This is a genomic window from Mucilaginibacter sp. cycad4 (assembly GCF_034263275.1).
Lineage (GTDB): Bacteria > Bacteroidota > Bacteroidia > Sphingobacteriales > Sphingobacteriaceae > Mucilaginibacter.
Window position 1 is genome coordinate 6,767,348 of the sequence record NZ_CP139559.1, and the last position, 16,928, is coordinate 6,784,275.

A 16,928-nucleotide genomic window follows, 5' to 3' on the forward strand; every position below is an offset into this window, starting at 1 on the left:
GTACTTGTTAATATAATAATCTGATGTTAATATAAACTTAACATTGGTAGGGCAATTTTGTGCAATAAAAACTCACAAATGAAAAAGCTCTACTTTATTATTTTAACACTAATAATTATCGGGGTTGGGGGCGTTGCAAACGCTCAGATCACCACCTCGGTACTTACTGGTAAAGTTACAGATCAAAAAGGTACCACCCTTCCGGGGGTAACCATTACTGTACTTAATACCAGTACAGGTACCAGGTATGGTGCACAAACCAACGGCGACGGCCGTTTCTCGGTTAACAACATTAACCCGGGTGGCCCTTACACCGTAACCGCTACTTTTATCGGTTATAAAAAGGATGAAAAAAGCGACCTTACCCTTCAATTGGGTAACGCCACTTTAAACTTTGTACTGCAGGACGAAACTACAACCCTGCAGGAAGTTAAAGTGAAAGCATCAGCTGGTCCGGCTAAAACAGGTGCAAGTACCCGTATTGGTCAAAACCAGATCCGTACTGCTCCTTCAATTAACCGCAGCTTGCAGGATTTAACAAGAAATACCCCTCAAAGTAACAATAACTCATTTCAGGGTACCAACTACCGTTACAATAACGTAACGCTTGATGGTGCTATCAACAACGATGCGATCGGTTTCAGCCCATCATTAGGCGGTCAGAACAATGCATCAGGCCAGGTAGGCAGCAGTACCCGTACAAGCCCTATTTCACTGGACGCTATCCAGGATATCCAGGTGTATGTTGCCCCTTATGATATCAAAATCGGTAACGTATTAGGTGGTAGTATCAACGCTGTAACCCGTAGCGGTACAAATAACTTCAGTGGCGCGGTTTACGGTTATGGCCGTGGCTCGTTCATGGTAGGGCCAAACAACGCAGCAGCTGCTTCCGGCGGTGATGGTTCAAAGCTTAATGATTTTCATGATTACCAGGCGGGCATCCGTTTAGGTTTCCCTATCATTAAAAATAAATTATTCTTCTTTACCAATGAGGAGATTGCCCGCAGGCAGGATCCTGTTATCAGAGGCCTTGACCACAACGGGGCGTCTAATATACTAAGTCAGGCAGATGGCGATAAATTGGTTACCGCTTTTAAATCATTTACAGGCGGCTTGGATCCGGGTACATATAACAATACCACGATTTTCTCTAACTCAAACAAATTCTTTAACCGTTTGGATTGGAATATCGATGATCACAACCAGTTAACTATCCGTAACAATACCATCAGTTCAAAAGCTACTAACTTAGAGCGTGATCAGCAAAACTTCCGCTTCAGCGGTATCGATTACACTTCTCACAATAACTCAACTTCAACTGTTGCCGAGTTAAAATCAAGGTTCAACAGTAGCCTAAGCAATAGCCTGGTATTAGGGTATTCAAATGTGCATGACTACCGCGATCCTAATTCAGATCCGTCTTTACCACAGATCGAAATCACAGGACGTACTCCTGGTACAACTATTTTCATGGGTACTGACCGTGAGGCCGCTATTTTTGACATGCACCAGAAAACAGCTGAGTTCACTGATAACTTAACCTGGACCAAAGGCAAACACACTTTTACTTTTGGTACACACAACGAGTTTTATAATATCACCTATAATTTCGTAAACTCATGGAACGGCAGGGTAGCTTATAGCAGTATTGATGATTTTATCGCCAATAACCCCAGCCGAGTACGTACCAACTTTAATTACACCAATAATACCCGCGATTATATCCTGGCCAATCCATCGGCTAAGTTTAAAGTTAATTTGTTGAGCTTATATGGACAGGATGAAATTCAGTTAACTGATAATTTCAAACTGACTGTAGCTTTACGTGCAGATTACGCCGATGTACCAAACAAACAACCATTGAGCGATAAAACAACCAACGCCCCGGTTGACCCTAACTACGGTAACACCTACACTTATACCAAACCAAGAGATATTAAGCAAAATTATCTGGGTAATATAGAGTGGAACCCACGTGTGTCATTTAACTATGACCTAAACGGCGATCAAAGCGTTGTTTTACGTGGTGGTAGTGGTTTCTTCACCGGTCGTGTTCCATTTGCATGGTTTGGTTACGCATTTTATAATAATGGCAGAACGTATGGAGCTTACGACGTAAAAGCTCCAAGCTCTGGTATTTCAGGCCAAACACTCGGTACCAACCCGGTACAAACTGCTGCAAATGGTGAATTGAATTATGTTAACAAGCAAATACCTGCTGTAAATACTTCCGCTTCAGGTGCAACGCAGGTTGATATGATCGACAATAACTTTAAAATGCCACAGGTATGGAGAAGCAGTCTGGCTGTTGATTATACTACCGATGATCAGTGGAAATTTACCGGCGAAGGTATTTATACCAAGGTTATTCATGATTTAAAATTCCAACAGGTAAACACGCTTGATCAGGTAACTTATTACGTATACGATACACAAAAACAACAGCCTATATTTAATAATACAGCCACTGCTCTTAATAAAGGTAAGATCAATACGGCATATACCAATGCTTACCTGTTATCAAATACAAGCGAAGGCTATCGTTACAGCTTAACCGCACAGATAGCTAAAAACACCCAATTTAGCCCAACCAGTGCTTTGAACGTGTCGGTTGCTTATACTTTTGGCCATTCAAAAGATGTTACCAATGGTATCCGTAATTCAATGGAATCAAACTGGCAATTAAACCAGGCTTTAAATCCTAATAACCCGGGTATAGCCAATTCAAACTTTGATATCCGTCACCGTATCGTATCAAATTTGAATTTCAAGCACGATTGGGATGCGGCTCAAAAATATACAGCAAACTTTACCTTCTTCTTTAGTGCGCAATCAGGTAATCCATATACGTATGGTTTCTATCCAAATGCCATCGACGGAACTGGTCAGCAAGTTAGCTTAGCTTATATCCCTAAACATGGCGAAACAGTAAATTTCTTCTCTGATATAGTAGGTGGTCAAACAGCAACACAACAAGCGGCAGCATTTGATGCATTTATTGACAAAAACTCTTATTTGTCATCTCGCCGCGGTAACTTTACCGAGCGTAATGCCGCGTTTACACCATGGAATAATCAATTGGATTTCCGCTTTACTCAAGACTTTAAATTTGGCGGTAAACACAAACAGATGATCACGTTTACTTATGACGTAATCAATTTGACCAACCTGTTAAATAAGAAATGGGGACAATATTATTTCTCAGCCAATACATATAACTCAACATCAAGCGTTGGTTTAACGCCAGCAAAAGGCGGAACCCCGTCATTTGAAAATGCTCCTACAACTTATCCTAAATATGTATTTAAGGATCCAGGAGTACCATACTCAGTTGATTTATTTGCTTCACGCTGGCAAATGCAATTTGGTGTGCGTTACAGCTGGTAATTGTAAAACAACATATAGTTAAGATTAAACAAAACAGAAGCGCCCCCGATGTCATCGGGGGCGCTTCTGTTTTGAAATTATATTCATTTGCGGTTATGCAATTAGTTGCAAATATTGTTTCTTTGCACCAAACTTTATCACAATATAATGCATACCATTCTTAGCGGGGATTCCCGGCTTTCTATTACCAGGGCGGCATGCCGTGGTGTATTCATGTCTTTTATTTTTTTGTTATTTAGCTGCAGCCATGCAAATGCACAACGTTTTTTTAGGGACAACTATGATGAGCCTACAAGTGGCATCGGTGTTAATATAGCCTATGATGCTCCGGTTGGTAATTTGCAATACACTTATAAACCGGCAATTAATTATGGTTTAAATTATTACAAATTTGAAGACGATTTCACCATCACCGCTGGTATTGGTTACCGAACCTACAAACCTAAGCAGGATGTTTTTTATTATGCTGTGGGAGATAATGATTATGGAACGATCTCTTATTCTGATTTCAGGAGTTACATTGGTTACATTGGCGGAGCCTATAATATTGAAGTTGCCGAAGGTTTTAAATGTTTTGGCGGCTTTAACTTTGGTTTGTACATAACAAAATTTAGCTCGCATTCGGTTGATGCTTTTCGCGACGCCACAACGGTAATAGGCGGCGAGCAAGAGATCTATATTGCTCCAAAACTGGGCCTTGCAATTGATCTTAACGACGATTTTCAATTGAATTTGCAGGGGGCTTATAACGTTTTTGCCACTACCGGGAAAAAAGCATGGAATGATAGAGTGGGCACGGTTTATTCATCATTCACAATTGGTTCGGGCATAACCTTTAAGTTTTAAGCATGAAAAAAATATATTACATCCTGGTAGTTTTTGCAATGTATACAGTTAGCAGCTGCCAAAAAGGTCCTTATCCCTACATTACTTTAGACCAGATTAAGCAGATAGACAGCGTGAGGCATCCCGCGGTGCAAAACGTTGCTTTTATATACAATAGTGAGGTTTATTTTGTGGCCGATTTTCCGGGTAAGGCGCTGCGCGTAACAAATTCGGGTGGGGTCAAAAAATTTGTAAAAAGCTCACATGATCATACCAAATTCGCATACTTAAGGAGCGGAAGCGTAATAGAAATAGTCGACCGGGCAGGTAAGGTTATAGCTACACTGATGAACTATAAAGATGTGCGAAACTTTGATTGGAGCGCAGATGATAAAACATTATACATAGTAAATGGCGAAAATATAGCTTTTTACGGCCCGGCTTTAAAAGTGCCTTCCGTAACCTATGAGGGTGGATATTATGATTTTATATCGGCAGCGATTTCTGATAAAGGTGATTTTGCCTATATATTAAAAAAGTACAATTTTTCGGCGCTTGATCAATATGAAGTTGTCATCAAACCTGCCAACGGTGGTACGATGAAGATATTTAAAGATGATAATAACGATTTCCCGATGGCATATATTAATTTCGCCGCCAACAGTAATGATATGATGCTTGGTTTCAGGGAGCTTCATTCCGGAACTGATGATCTGGATAAGGTTTATTTGTTTGATGGGCTAAATGCTTACCCTACAGTAAAAATGGGCGCTACCAGCTCACGGTATAGTACTCCTGTTTATAACAGTAAGGTGCAGTACCTGCTTTTGGGTGTCGATAATGATCAGGATAAGCATCAGATAGTAGCTACTTATCTGAAAGATGACGTACCTGATAATAATAAAGTCCTTGCGGATTACGATGGGGTACAGTATCTCGATTGGAAATAAAAAAACGAGGGAGTAGATTATTTGGGTCCCTCGTTTTTCACTGCCTAAGCAATCTGCCAAACATATATCATACTGTATGAATAGTAATGAGGCTCAAACCCTGCTACAACATTTTTAGGTTGTGAGCGGTAAATCGGGGTGGCAATTTGGTCAAATTAGATAACCTGCATTAGCATTGGAATACAAAAATGCCGCTGCAAAATCTGAAACGGCATTAATAAGTTTGATGCAAATTTGGCTATTACAGGTTTTTACCCAGCTTTTCCAATATATCCTGTGGTACCTTTTCAAGATCAAGCACCAGGAAACCGTCTAAACAATCGGCAAATTTAGGGTCGATGTTAAAGCTGATGATCTTGGCGTTAAGGGCAATGTATTGGCGAAGCAGTACCGGAACTTTCATATTACGGGTTTCCACCTCTGATATCAGGTTGTCGAGGCCTTTAAAGCTGTCTTCGCCGGCCATAAGCAGGTCGGTATCAATTTTGGCAAAATCAACCTTGAATTTTTTGCGCGGCTTAACGTACTGCGCCATTTCATGATCAAAGTGGTTGCGGTTGATGTAATCGACAATAAGCGATTTGGAAAATTTGGAAAACGAGTTGCTGATACTTACCGGGCCTATCAAATAACGGTATCGCGGATTATCGATCAGGAATTTCAGGATGCCTTTCCAAAGCAAAAACAGCGGCAGCGGTTTAGTTTGGTATTCCTTGCGGATCCATGAGCGGCCCAGTTCAAGGCTGCGGCGTAACACTGGTATAAACTGGGTTTTAAGTTTAAACAGTTCGTTTACATAAAAGCCTTTTTTGCCAACGCTATAGAAGATTTCATCTCCCAAACCAATGCGGTAAGCGCCAACAATCCGTTTGGCTTCAAAATCCCAAATGAACAGGTGATGATAGTAAATATCATATTCATCAAGGTCGATAGCTTTGTTGGTGCCTTCGCCAACTTCGCGGAAGGTGATCTCGCGCAGTCTGCCTATTTCCCGTATCACATTGGGGATAGTAGAAGTTGGAACGATGAACACCTCGTAGTTTTTCTCAGTCCAAACTTTGTAGGTTTCGCGCAATGGCTCAATTTCCTTTTCAAGAATGGCACTATCTATTTCGGGAGTAACCTCCTCGGGCTCACGTTTAATTTTAAACAGGTTCCGCGGGCTAAAAATCTTTTTTTCTTCTTCCAAACCGGTACCTAAAGCATAAGTACGTGCGCGTAAAAAGTTAAGAAGCTTAGTGGTATTGGTATACTCCGGAATCTCTGTTACGTTAATGGGCTTGCCTATACGCAGCTTAATGGTATGCCCGTGTTTATTAAACAACTCCGATGGTAGCTTAGCCGTGCGCAGGGTAGGGTGCAGCAAGCTGAGCAGGTTAAATAACAAGCCGTTGTTGCCATGAAAATAAATAGGCACTACCGGCACTTTTGCCTTGGCTATGATTTTGCCTACAACAGGGTGCCACATGCGGTCGGTTACCTGTTTTTGCTCCACCTTAAAGGTTGAAACCTCGCCGGCGGGGAAAATCCCGATGGGGGTGCCCTGGTTTAACAACTCGAGGGTGTTTTTTAAGCCGCTGATACTTGATGAATGCTCAACGTTTTCAAAAGGGTTTACAGCTACAAAGTAATCGGCCAGGTTTGGGATTTTTTTGAGGAGGAAGTTGGCCATCAGTTTTGAATCCGGGCGGGCCATGCACAGGATTTTTAATAACACCATGCCCTCAATACCTCCATAAGGGTGATTGGCTATTGCTATAAATGCGCCGTCTTTGGGGATATTACGCAGTTCCCGCTCATCAAACTCAACATCAATGCCGCAGCCTTCTAATATAGCATCAACAAAGTCGGGGCCTTGTTTGGGCTGTGCCTGGGCAAACAGGTCGTTAACCTGGTTTATTTTCATTAGCTCCATCAATAAAGCGGCCAGGCCCGGCATTTTCAGCTTATCCAGTTTGGTGGCTTTGGCAAACTCTTCGGTGGTTATAACTTTCATTGTTTATTGGCAGTATGTTTTAACAAATAAATATCCTAAATTTTTATTTAATTTAACGCCGGGAACATATATAAATGAGGCCGCAAATTAAAAACTACCTGTCTGTCACTAAAAAAGAGTGGAACGGCATGGTAGTACTGATTATTTTAATTGCAATGGTTTTGCTGGCCCCTTATGTGTTTCAGGCAAACCGCAAAGATAATACAATAAATTTTAAGGCTTTTGATAAAGCGGTAGCCAATGCCGATAAAACAGGCGATGATATAGCAGCGGATGAAGTTTTTACCGGTAATCGTAATGCCCGGCCTGCTGCACTCTTCCATTTTAACCCCAATAACTTACCTGTTGCCGGTTGGGTAAAACTTGGCCTTACTGAGCACCAGGCCCTGGTAATTAAGCATTATGAAGAAAAGGGGGGACGGTTTTTTACTAAAGGCGATGTGCAAAAAATGTATAGCATCAGCCCGGCAGCATATAAACTTCTTGAGCCATATATTAACCTGCCCGGTGGCCCTGCCTATCACACAAACAAGGTGAAACCAGGTGAAGTAGTAGAGATTAACACAGCCGATTCGGCGAGGCTTACCATGATCAGGGGAATAGGTGCCGCATTTGCCCGGCGCATTGTTCATTACAGGGAGCGGGTAGGCGGGTTTTACAATAAGGAACAATTGAGGGAAGTGTATGGCATTGATGAAGAAAAGTATAAGCAGATTGAAGCCGGTATCGAAGTTGATGGCAAACACATTATTAAAGTGAACATCAACACGGCTACCTTTAATGAGCTTAAGCGCTTCCCCTACCTGAGCTATAAACAAATGGATGCCATTGTTGCTTACCGGGATGAGCACGGTAATTACAATGCCCTGCACGACCTGAAAAATATTGCGATACTTAATGACGGAATTTTGCGTAAAATTGGGCCTTATTTAGTTTTCAAATGATAGCTCAGCAAATTAAAGCAGCCATAAGGGATATTCCTGATTTTCCGAAACCGGGAATTGTTTTTAAAGATATCACGCCCATACTGAAAGATCCCGGATTGTGCGAAAACATCATCGATGCTTTTGTTGAACAATTGCAGGGGACCCGGATTGATGCAGTGGCCGGTATCGAAAGCAGGGGCTTCCTGTTCGGGCTTACGCTGGCTACCAGATTAGGGGTGCCGTTTGTACCTGTGCGTAAGGCGGGTAAGCTGCCTTTCACCATAAAACAAAAAGCGTATAAGCTGGAGTACGGCACCGCCACCATCGAGCTGCATACCGATGCCTTTGAACCCGGTCAGCATATATTACTTCATGACGATTTGCTGGCTACCGGCGGCACAGTAACCGCGGCCAGCGAGCTTATCAAGGAAATGGGCGGTGTAGTTGCCGGTTTTTCCTTTGTAGTAGGGCTGGGTTTTTTGAATGGTAAAGAAAGGATAACGCCTATTTGTGATAAGCTGATAGTGCTGGCGGATTATTAAATTTTACCCACCTGGCGCGGCCCCAATAACCCTACAGCAGGAAACTCCTGCAATAAAATGACAATTTCCTGTTGAGCTTCGCGTTTTATCATCCTTGCAATTATAACACTAATTGATATAATTGCAAGGATGATTTAAAATTTAATTACAATTAATTAGACTTGAATTTTAAAGAGGCCGATGTTGATTGTCACAGCAATCAACATTTACAAACCAATGCCGGGATCAACTTTCAATACTTTCACTTATCCTGACGTGCATATGTAATTTCTTTTACCAAATCACCAAATCCGGCTATTTGTTCATCGTGAATATTTCTGTTTTGTTAACGGTTCGATTGGCTTAATCTGCTATCTGATAGTGTTCTATGATTACTGCTTATAGAACAAAAGACCATTTTAGATCAGCGCGGGTTGGGATGTGGGCAGGAAAAGCGAGGACTGGAATGTACAGCCCGGCCCGTTAGCTAACGGGAACGCCAACGAATTACTCTGCATGTATAAACAACTTAAACGGCAGATCTATTTAAGAAAAATTTGTAATTGTTATAGGTGATAATACATAACAATCCAAAGGCTGCCCCTGAGGCGGCCTTTGGATTGTTAAATAAATTTACCATCCCGGATTTTGCGTTAACGCGGGATTGAGGGTGATTTGTTGTGCCGGGATCGGATATAAATAATTTTTCTCCGAAAAATTGCGTGCTGTATTGTCAATGATCAGCTGGCCATTGGCATCCAACGCGTTGGTAGGGGCCGGCTTTAAAGGGTTTGGCCCAACATCGGCCTGTGTACCTTTAAATTTAATGCCCACCGGCCATTGGCTTACAAAAGCACTGATGTTTCCATAAGCAGTACCCCCGGTGTTGGTAACCAGGTCGGTGGCGGCACTATGCCAGCGCTTGATATCGTCAAACCTGAAGTTTTCATAATAAAGCTCAATAAAACGTTCCCTTCTGATCTCTGTGCGCAGATCCAATCCGTTTGCGCCTGCGAAGCCGTTGGTTAATGGCGGCATATTTTTATTAGCCCGTAAACGTACCAGGTTGAGCGATTTGTTGAGGTCGGCATCTGTTATAGCTCCGTCACGTTCATAAACTGCTTCTGCATAGTTGAGCAGTACTTCGGCATAGCGGATCACCGGGTAATCCTCAGATTCTTTCGTATCCGGGCAATTACGCTCAGTTACCCATTTTTGATTTCCGTAGCCTGAGATCTGAACAACTTTCCCGGTAGACGTTGCAATATCAGCGGCGTCATTTAGCCACGTTACACGGTAATTGGCATTACCATACCAGTAATACATGTTATTTATTTTGATGGTATACTTTAAGCGGTTGTCACGGTTCACAAATTCTGAACCGTAGGTTTCAAAGCCCTGGAACAACGGCGACTTTTCGATAGGTAACCCATCCTGGCATAAAAATGCATTAACATATTTATGCTGAGGGCCAATTTGCGTTCCCTGCCTGCTGATATTTGTTCCGATTGTTTTGCTCACATCATCATAGCGGTACGATAAAAGGTACTCATGATTAGCAGTTTTGGTAACTGAAGCAGGGTTTGATTTTGGGTTTTCGAGGATAAAAAGGTACTTCTGCGCAGAATCACCCAATATGGTACTGTTACCGCCCAGGGCATTGGATGCCGGTGTGCCAAAAAGCGCGAACAGATTACTGGTTATCACCGCGTTGGAAGCCGCAGCCGATTTGTCGAGGAGCATATTATAGCGGGCGGCATTGCCGTTTCTGAATTTTTGCCAGGTACCCTCATAAAGTGCAACCCTGCCCAAAAACGCTTGTGCAGCCGGCTTGCTCACCCGGCCAAAATCTGCAGAATTGGCTAAGATGGATGCAGGCAAATTTGGTATGGCTGCTTCCAGGTCGGCTACGATCTGATCAACTATTTGGTCACGTGTTGCCCTGCCGCCGTAAAGCTCAGGCGAATCCAGGTTCAGCGTTTTGGTGATCAGCGGAACCCCGCCATACAATTGTAGCAATTCAAAGTAGCAGTAAGCTCTGAAAAATTTAGCTTCGGCTACAAATTGGCTGATGCTGGCCTGGTCGGAGAAAGTGGCCGCCTTTTCAAGTAAGTAATTGCAGGTCCTGATCCTTGCATAATTGTTAGTCCAGTAAGCATCACTTGCCGGCACGGTATTGATACCTGCCCCATAAGTACCCCCGCCGCCAAATACATCCGCACGCCCGTCATAATGCGGGTTATCTGCGAATGAATTGTTGAAATTACGGAGATAGCCATAATATTGGTTGGCAAAGGTCTTAAAATCGTTGGCCGATTTAAAGTACGCGGCTTCCGAAAGCTGGTCCTGTGGTTTAAGGTTAAGTGACTTGTTGCAACCGGACAAGCCTATGGTAATAATGATTGACAGGATACTGAAGATCCTTCGGTATATATTTTTCATAATCATTTCAATTAAAAAGTAATGTTTGCACCTAAAGTTACATACCTGTAAAAGGGATAACGCTCATTGCCTGCAGTGGTCCTGGTAATTTCAGGGTCCCAGCCATCGTGGATTTTGCTGTATTCCCACAGGTCGCTTCCCGAAATGTAGACTCTTAAACGGCTGATGGCCTTGGTGCGCGCCAGTAATGCCTTGGGTAAAGTATAACCTATAACAAGGTTTTTCAGGCGTACATAAGCCCCATTCTCAACGGACCAACTGGAGATTTGATAGTTGTAACCGTTAATACCGTTGCTGTGAAGGTTGGGATAAAAAGCATTGGTGTTTTCGGGTGTCCAGGTGTTACCCACCCATTGGGTGGTTTGCGCCTGGCCAAGCGCGGTAAAAGGTATGCGCCAGTTGTTTGCACTGCCATTGGCCCTGAATATTGTTCTTTTTCCTACACCTTGAAAAATGCTTGTAAAATCAAAACCTTTCCATTGCAGGCCTAAGGTTAAACCAAAGGTATAGCGCGGAACGTCGCTGCCTAAGTATATGAGGTCGCCCATATCTTTTGCCGATGTACCGGTGGTTAGTTTACCATCACCGTTAACATCAACATAGTAATTATCACCCGGGCGTAAACCTGAATTTTGACCCGGCAAATTGGTAAGCGCTGAAGCGATAGGGATGCCAATAGTATTGATCACTCCCCCGGGGGCATAATAAGTGGAATTATAACTATCAACCTGCGATTGTGTCTGGAAACGGCCTCCGTATTTAAGGCCAAAATATGAGCCGAGCGGATAACCCTCAACTGTGGGGTTATAACCTGCACCCAGTGCCGGAACACCATTAAAATATACCAATTTGTTTTGGCTGTCGGTTATATTACCGGAAATGCTGTAAGTTACCTGCCCAATGTGGTCTCTCCAGGTTAGCTGTCCTTCCCATCCCCAGGTTTTCAGGTCACCATTATTTGACTGAGGAGCGCCGATACCCAAAACTGCCGGATAGGTAACACTTACCAACATGTTTTTATTTTGATTGCGGAATACCTCAAAAGTTCCGTTTAAGCGACCGTTCAGCAAACCGAAATCAATACCAATGTTCCGTTTAATCACTGTTTCCCAGGTCCTGTCAAGCGAAACCAGGTTTCCGGTGGTTGTAGTTGCGGTTGCAAGTGCTGAACCTAAAAGAGTGTTACTGTTGCCTACATTCAGCGACTGCAGGTAGTCATAAAGGCCTATGCCGCCCTGGCTACCCGATGTAGCGTAAGAAGCACGCAGCTTTAACTCGCTAAAAATATTTGTGCTTTTGATGAAGCTTTCCTCGCCTAAGCGCCAGCCGCCCATGATGCTGTAAAATGGTTTCCAGCGTTTATCTGCAATAAATTTTGAAGAACCATCATACCGGCCGGTTGCCTCAAAAAGATACTTACCTTTAAAAGCATAGGTAGCCCTTGCAAAATACGAGCCCAGGGCGTAGTGGTTGCGTTGCTCATCATTGGTTACAAAACCGGCCAGCGTACTGCTCAACCCCAAATTTAAAGAAGGTACATCATCGCTTCCCAAATTGTAGGTACGGGTGTTGAACATATCATACTCATCCCTTTCGTACGAACTGCCGATCATCAAAGACACATCATGTACCCTGTTAAAAGTATTGGCATAGGTAACACGGCCAATGAGGTTATAATATTTATCATTGATATTCGCACGGAAATAGTTTTGGCTTCCTCCCGAAGTACCACCTGCCGGCGCGGTAGTCCCGGTTAGATATTTGTCATCATACGAATAAAGGCGTACAGTTTTGGTTTGCACACGGTCATCTTGCCACCAGGCATTGTATCCTGCTGTTCCGGTAAATGTAAGGTGCTTCATGAAATTGTAGGTAAGTGTTGAGTTCAATAAAGCCCGGCTGTTATTCTCCAGGTTGTCGCCGCCATCCCTCAGCAAACCTGCCGGGCTTGCCACGCCTCCCCACTGATAAGGTTTGCCAGACTGCGTGTACATTGGCAGGCCCACCTGGAACCCATTACCAAGTGCACTGTAGCTACCTGTAGTATACATGGTTGGTTGCTGGATATTGTTTTGCTCAAGCGCAATGTTGGTTTCCAATTGTACCCTGTCGCTGAATTTGTAGCTGTTGTTCAGCCGTAAGTTATAGCGCTGATTACCATTATTGCCTATCTGAAGCTGGCTGCCATCGTTTAAATAACCCAGAGAGACGCGATAGGTATTTTTCTCATTTCCGCCCGATACAGCGAGATTATGTTGTGTTGAAGTTGCCCTGCCCCATAAATACTGCTGTAACGAAACATCAATAAAGTCGAGTTCCTTTACATCAAGAAATGCGGGTACGGGTAAGCCGTTGTAAAATGAATTTGCAGTGATGCCCCCTGTAGTATTTCCGGGGATCTGGGATGCCAATATTACATTACCCTTGTTGGCCAGCGCAAAATTGGCCATCTGATACCAGAGATCTGTCGCCGGTGCAACTCCATAATTATCATTGGTTTTAGCCTGGAGGAGGCCATTTGCCCACTGATCAATGTTTGTCATTTTAGGCTGAAGACCTAAAAATTTCTCAGATACAGAAGGATCGTACTGGATCAGCATTTTACCTGCTTTGCCTTTTTTGGTTGTGATCAGTACAACACCATAGGCAGCACGTGCACCATATATTGAAGCCGAGCCATCTTTCAAAACCGAAATATTGTCGATATCATTGGGGTTGATCGAGTTCAGCTCATTGTTATTGTTTAGAGCAACTCCATCTAAAATTACCAAAGGGTCCTGTCCATTAACAGAGGTTGCACCGCGGATCTGGAAGTTCCAGTTTTCGCGGCCCGGCTGGGCCGAAGTTCTTGTTACAACCATGCCCGGAACCTGGCCTTGTAAATTGGCAACAGGGTTATTTGTTGGCCCGCGGTCTTCAAATACTTTTGAGCTCACGGTGGCAATAGCGCCTACTACCGACGGCTTCTTTTGTGTTCCGTAAGCAACCACTACAACCTCTTCCAGATCGCTTCTTTTGCTTGATAATTGAATGTTGATGACAGGATTATCGCCAACGGTAACTTTACGCGTGTTATAGCCCACAAAAGCGAAAGATATTTTTGCGCCGGGATTAACGGTTAGTTTGTACCTGCCGTTTACATCAGTTTGAATGCCATTGGTAGTGCCAATAACCTGCACAGTTACGCCAGGCAAGGGGTCCCTGGAGACAGAATCTGTTACAGTACCGCTGATTTGACGGTCCTGCGCCGCAGCATGATAGCCTATGCCTATTAGCAGCAAAAAAACTAAAAAGCACCTCGCCGAATACTTTTTTTGGTAAAAAAAACTCATAGTTCTTAAATTTTTAGGTTTATGACTTAGTGTGATGACCAGCTCTATCCGCTCAATCACCATAAAGACACCCGCAGGATTTTATTATACTCACTAATGAATGAGATTCTTTTTGGCGGCCTGAGCTTACGGGAATAATTGCGGGATGGAAATCAGGGAGGTAAATAGCTAAGGTGCCTGGTAATAGCGTCAATATACGTAGGCTGGTTTAACGCCTTTAATGCCCGCTTGCAGCCTTGTTCAGGCTGCCAATAAAGAATGACATTGCGCGTGATATACCAATCCTGCAAGCGAGGGTATTTGCCACAAACCTTATCCGGAAAAATCCGCTTACCTGCAGATCCTCTTTTCTCCGCAAATAATATCAAGGCAGAAATTTATACCCGAAAATACTGTACTTTCAGAGTATCAAATGACCATGAGATTGTCTTGTTGCATACTGGTTGCCTTGGCCGGCATTTATTAAGTTTATGATTGAAACTGGCCGACGTAACCACAATAAGGGTAAATCCAATTTATATGACACTTATTAAAAAAATATTACTTCCCTTCTTTTTTGCCGCCGCCTTGATGCCGGCCCTGGTTTTGGCTCAGCAATCTGTCAAAGTTTCTGCCGGAAAAGAACAGGGCGTAGGCCAAAAGCAGCTAAAGCCAATCAGTAACAACCTGTTTGGCGTTTTTTTTGAAGATCTGAGTTATTCTGCAGATGGTGGTTTATATGCAGAATTAATCCAAAACCGTTCATTTGAATACACCCCTGGCGATAATAAAAAATGGCAGCCGCTGAGTTTTTGGGAGTATACTACAGCCGGTTTTGGGTATGGGACAATTTCTGTAGAAAGCGCACAGTCCATTGCCCCGGTCAATCCGCATTACGTTTTGCTGAATATTGACGACCCGGGGAAGGAAGGCGTTGGTATTACTAATTCAGGTTTTGACGGTATTTGCCTGCATGCAGGCGAGAGCTATAATTTTTCGGTGTACATCCGGCAGGTTTCTGCTAAGCCGGTACCTGTGAAGGTAGAACTTCGCGGAGGGAAAGGTATTTCGTACGGGCAATTTGCATTTAAAACCCAGGGCAGCGGGTGGAAAAAATATACAGGCACCATTAAAGCTGCCCAGGATGCAGATTCGGCAAAGCTTACGGTGCTCGCCCTCGCAAAATGTAAAATTGCAATAGATGAAATCTCCTTATTTCCTGAACATACCTTTAAAAACGAAAAAAACGGGATGCGGGCCGACCTTGCGCAGGCCATTGCCGACCTGAAACCTAAATTTATGCGTTTCCCCGGCGGCTGTCTCGTTCATGGCGACGGGCTGGACAACATGTACCGGTGGAAAAACACCATCGGCCCTGTCGAACTCCGGCAACAGCAAAGGAATATCTGGAATTATCATCAAAGCTACGGTCTTGGATTTTTTGAATACTTCAGGTTTTGTGAAGACATTGGGGCAAAGCCGCTGCCGGTGGTTGCGGCGGCCGTAAGCTGCCAAAATTCGGGGGGAACAAGAGGCACCGGTCAAAAAGGTTTGCCGCTGGCCGAAATGAAATCATACATCCGGGATATACTTGACCTGATAGAATATGCCAACGGCCCTGTAACTTCAAAATGGGGCGCCAAACGGGCCGCAGCAGGACATCCCAAACCTTTTAACCTGCAGTACATCGGCATCGGAAATGAAGACAAACAAACCGATGATTTCAGGGACAGGTTTAAAATGATCAGTAACGAAGTGCGGGTAAAACACCCGGAAATTACCATAGTAGGCACTGTTGGCCCATTCCCCTCCGGTGAAGATTTTGACCTTGGCTGGGCTTTTGCCGATAAACTTTCGGTGCCTGTTGTTGATGAACACTTTTATCAAAAACCGGGTTGGTTCCTTGATAATAACACACGTTATGACAGTTACCGCCGAACAAAATCAAAAGTATATATCGGCGAATATGCATCATGGGGTAACAGCCTGCTCAACGCTCTTTCGGAAGCCGCGTTCATGACAGGCCTTGAAAGAAACGGTGATATTGTTGCAATGGCGTCTTATGCCCCAATGCTTGCTAATTTATCGCATACCTCCTGGAACCCCAACCTCATTTATTTCAACAACAAAACACTTGCACCTACTATAAATTATTATGTGCAGCAGCTGTTTTCGGTTAACCAGGGTGATCTGTATGTCCCCGGGGTTGTGAAATTTGAATTGCATAATACCGGCAGGGATTCAACGTTGGCTGCTTCCTGCGTAAAGGACAGCAGGACAGGAGATATTATTTTGAAAATTGTAAATGCGGGAGGGAAAGAAGCGAACGCGGCAATTGACCTGGCCGGTATTAACATCAGCGGGCAACAGGCTATATTGGATTTGCTAAAGGGGAACCCCGCAGATAAAAATACGATCAATGATCCAAAGGCAGTACAAACAGTAAGCCGGGAAATTACAACAGCCGGCCTTGCATCATATGTCGCCCCTCCTTATTCCCTCAGTGTGATCAGGCTTAAAACAAAATAACTGAGTATGTCAAAAAAAAGTCCACCTAAAATGATCAC

The 16,928-nt window shown here is 43.6% G+C and carries 9 protein-coding genes; 6 read left to right on the top strand and 3 right to left on the bottom strand.

The genetic code is table 11. The features are described 5' to 3' along the window. Positions 1-78 precede the first annotated feature (78 nt). The 3 genes from SNE26_RS27995 (at position 79) to SNE26_RS28005 (ending at position 5,165) form a co-directional block, all read left to right on the top strand. Positions 79-3,390, top strand: a complete 3,312-nt coding sequence (locus SNE26_RS27995) for a carboxypeptidase regulatory-like domain-containing protein (protein WP_321557117.1) — start codon at positions 79-81, stop codon at positions 3,388-3,390. A 147-nt stretch (positions 3,391-3,537) separates the two neighbouring features. Next, entirely contained in the window at positions 3,538-4,236 is a 699-nt protein-coding gene (locus SNE26_RS28000) for a hypothetical protein (protein WP_321557118.1), read from the top strand. A 2-nt stretch (positions 4,237-4,238) separates the two neighbouring features. Beyond that, complete coding sequence (locus tag SNE26_RS28005; protein ID WP_321557119.1) at positions 4,239-5,165, top strand: hypothetical protein; 927 nt, start codon at positions 4,239-4,241, stop codon at positions 5,163-5,165. A gap of 241 nt (positions 5,166-5,406) precedes the next feature. Here SNE26_RS28005 and SNE26_RS28010 read toward each other — a convergent pair whose 3' ends face one another. After that, positions 5,407-7,161 carry a lysophospholipid acyltransferase family protein gene (locus tag SNE26_RS28010; RefSeq protein ID WP_321557120.1) on the bottom strand — a complete coding sequence of 585 codons (1,755 nt, stop codon included), beginning with the start codon at positions 7,159-7,161 and terminating at the stop codon, positions 5,407-5,409. A gap of 74 nt (positions 7,162-7,235) precedes the next feature. Between SNE26_RS28010 and SNE26_RS28015 the strand changes: the two genes are divergently transcribed. Together SNE26_RS28015 and SNE26_RS28020 are read left to right on the top strand one after the other, a co-directional pair. Then, positions 7,236-8,105 (top strand): helix-hairpin-helix domain-containing protein, encoded by an 870-nt coding sequence (locus SNE26_RS28015; protein ID WP_321557121.1) that lies wholly within the window; start codon positions 7,236-7,238, stop codon positions 8,103-8,105. After that, positions 8,102-8,629 (top strand): adenine phosphoribosyltransferase, encoded by a 528-nt coding sequence (locus SNE26_RS28020; RefSeq protein WP_321557122.1) that lies wholly within the window; start codon positions 8,102-8,104, stop codon positions 8,627-8,629. Before SNE26_RS28015 ends, SNE26_RS28020 begins: the two co-directional genes overlap by 4 nt. A gap of 612 nt (positions 8,630-9,241) precedes the next feature. Here SNE26_RS28020 and SNE26_RS28025 read toward each other — a convergent pair. Both SNE26_RS28025 and SNE26_RS28030 read right to left on the bottom strand, forming a co-directional pair. After that, on the bottom strand, positions 9,242-11,050 hold the full coding sequence (locus SNE26_RS28025) for a RagB/SusD family nutrient uptake outer membrane protein (protein ID WP_321557123.1): 1,809 nt from the start codon (positions 11,048-11,050) through the stop codon (positions 9,242-9,244). A gap of 11 nt (positions 11,051-11,061) precedes the next feature. Continuing rightward, positions 11,062-14,382 carry a TonB-dependent receptor gene (locus SNE26_RS28030; protein WP_321557124.1) on the bottom strand — a complete coding sequence of 1,107 codons (3,321 nt, stop codon included), beginning with the start codon at positions 14,380-14,382 and terminating at the stop codon, positions 11,062-11,064. Positions 14,383-14,901: 519 nt separating this feature from the next. Between SNE26_RS28030 and SNE26_RS28035 the strand changes: the two genes are divergently transcribed. After that, positions 14,902-16,890 (top strand): alpha-L-arabinofuranosidase C-terminal domain-containing protein, encoded by a 1,989-nt coding sequence (locus SNE26_RS28035; protein ID WP_321557125.1) that lies wholly within the window; start codon positions 14,902-14,904, stop codon positions 16,888-16,890. Positions 16,891-16,928: the final 38 nt, after the last annotated feature.

Excerpts from the sequence above, each read along its gene's own strand:
- SNE26_RS28025 (WP_321557123.1), bottom strand. The coding sequence starts at position 11,050 with ATGAAAAATATATACCGAAGGATCTTCAGTATCCTGTCAATCATTATT.
- SNE26_RS28015 (WP_321557121.1), top strand. The coding sequence starts at position 7,236 with ATGAGGCCGCAAATTAAAAACTACCTGTCTGTCACTAAAAAAGAGTGG.
- SNE26_RS28005 (WP_321557119.1), top strand. The coding sequence starts at position 4,239 with ATGAAAAAAATATATTACATCCTGGTAGTTTTTGCAATGTATACAGTT.
- SNE26_RS28010 (WP_321557120.1), bottom strand. The coding sequence starts at position 7,161 with ATGAAAGTTATAACCACCGAAGAGTTTGCCAAAGCCACCAAACTGGAT.
- SNE26_RS27995 (WP_321557117.1), top strand. The coding sequence starts at position 79 with ATGAAAAAGCTCTACTTTATTATTTTAACACTAATAATTATCGGGGTT.
- SNE26_RS28020 (WP_321557122.1), top strand. The coding sequence starts at position 8,102 with ATGATAGCTCAGCAAATTAAAGCAGCCATAAGGGATATTCCTGATTTT.
- SNE26_RS28030 (WP_321557124.1), bottom strand. The coding sequence starts at position 14,382 with ATGAGTTTTTTTTACCAAAAAAAGTATTCGGCGAGGTGCTTTTTAGTT.
- SNE26_RS28035 (WP_321557125.1), top strand. The coding sequence starts at position 14,902 with ATGACACTTATTAAAAAAATATTACTTCCCTTCTTTTTTGCCGCCGCC.
- SNE26_RS28000 (WP_321557118.1), top strand. The coding sequence starts at position 3,538 with ATGCATACCATTCTTAGCGGGGATTCCCGGCTTTCTATTACCAGGGCG.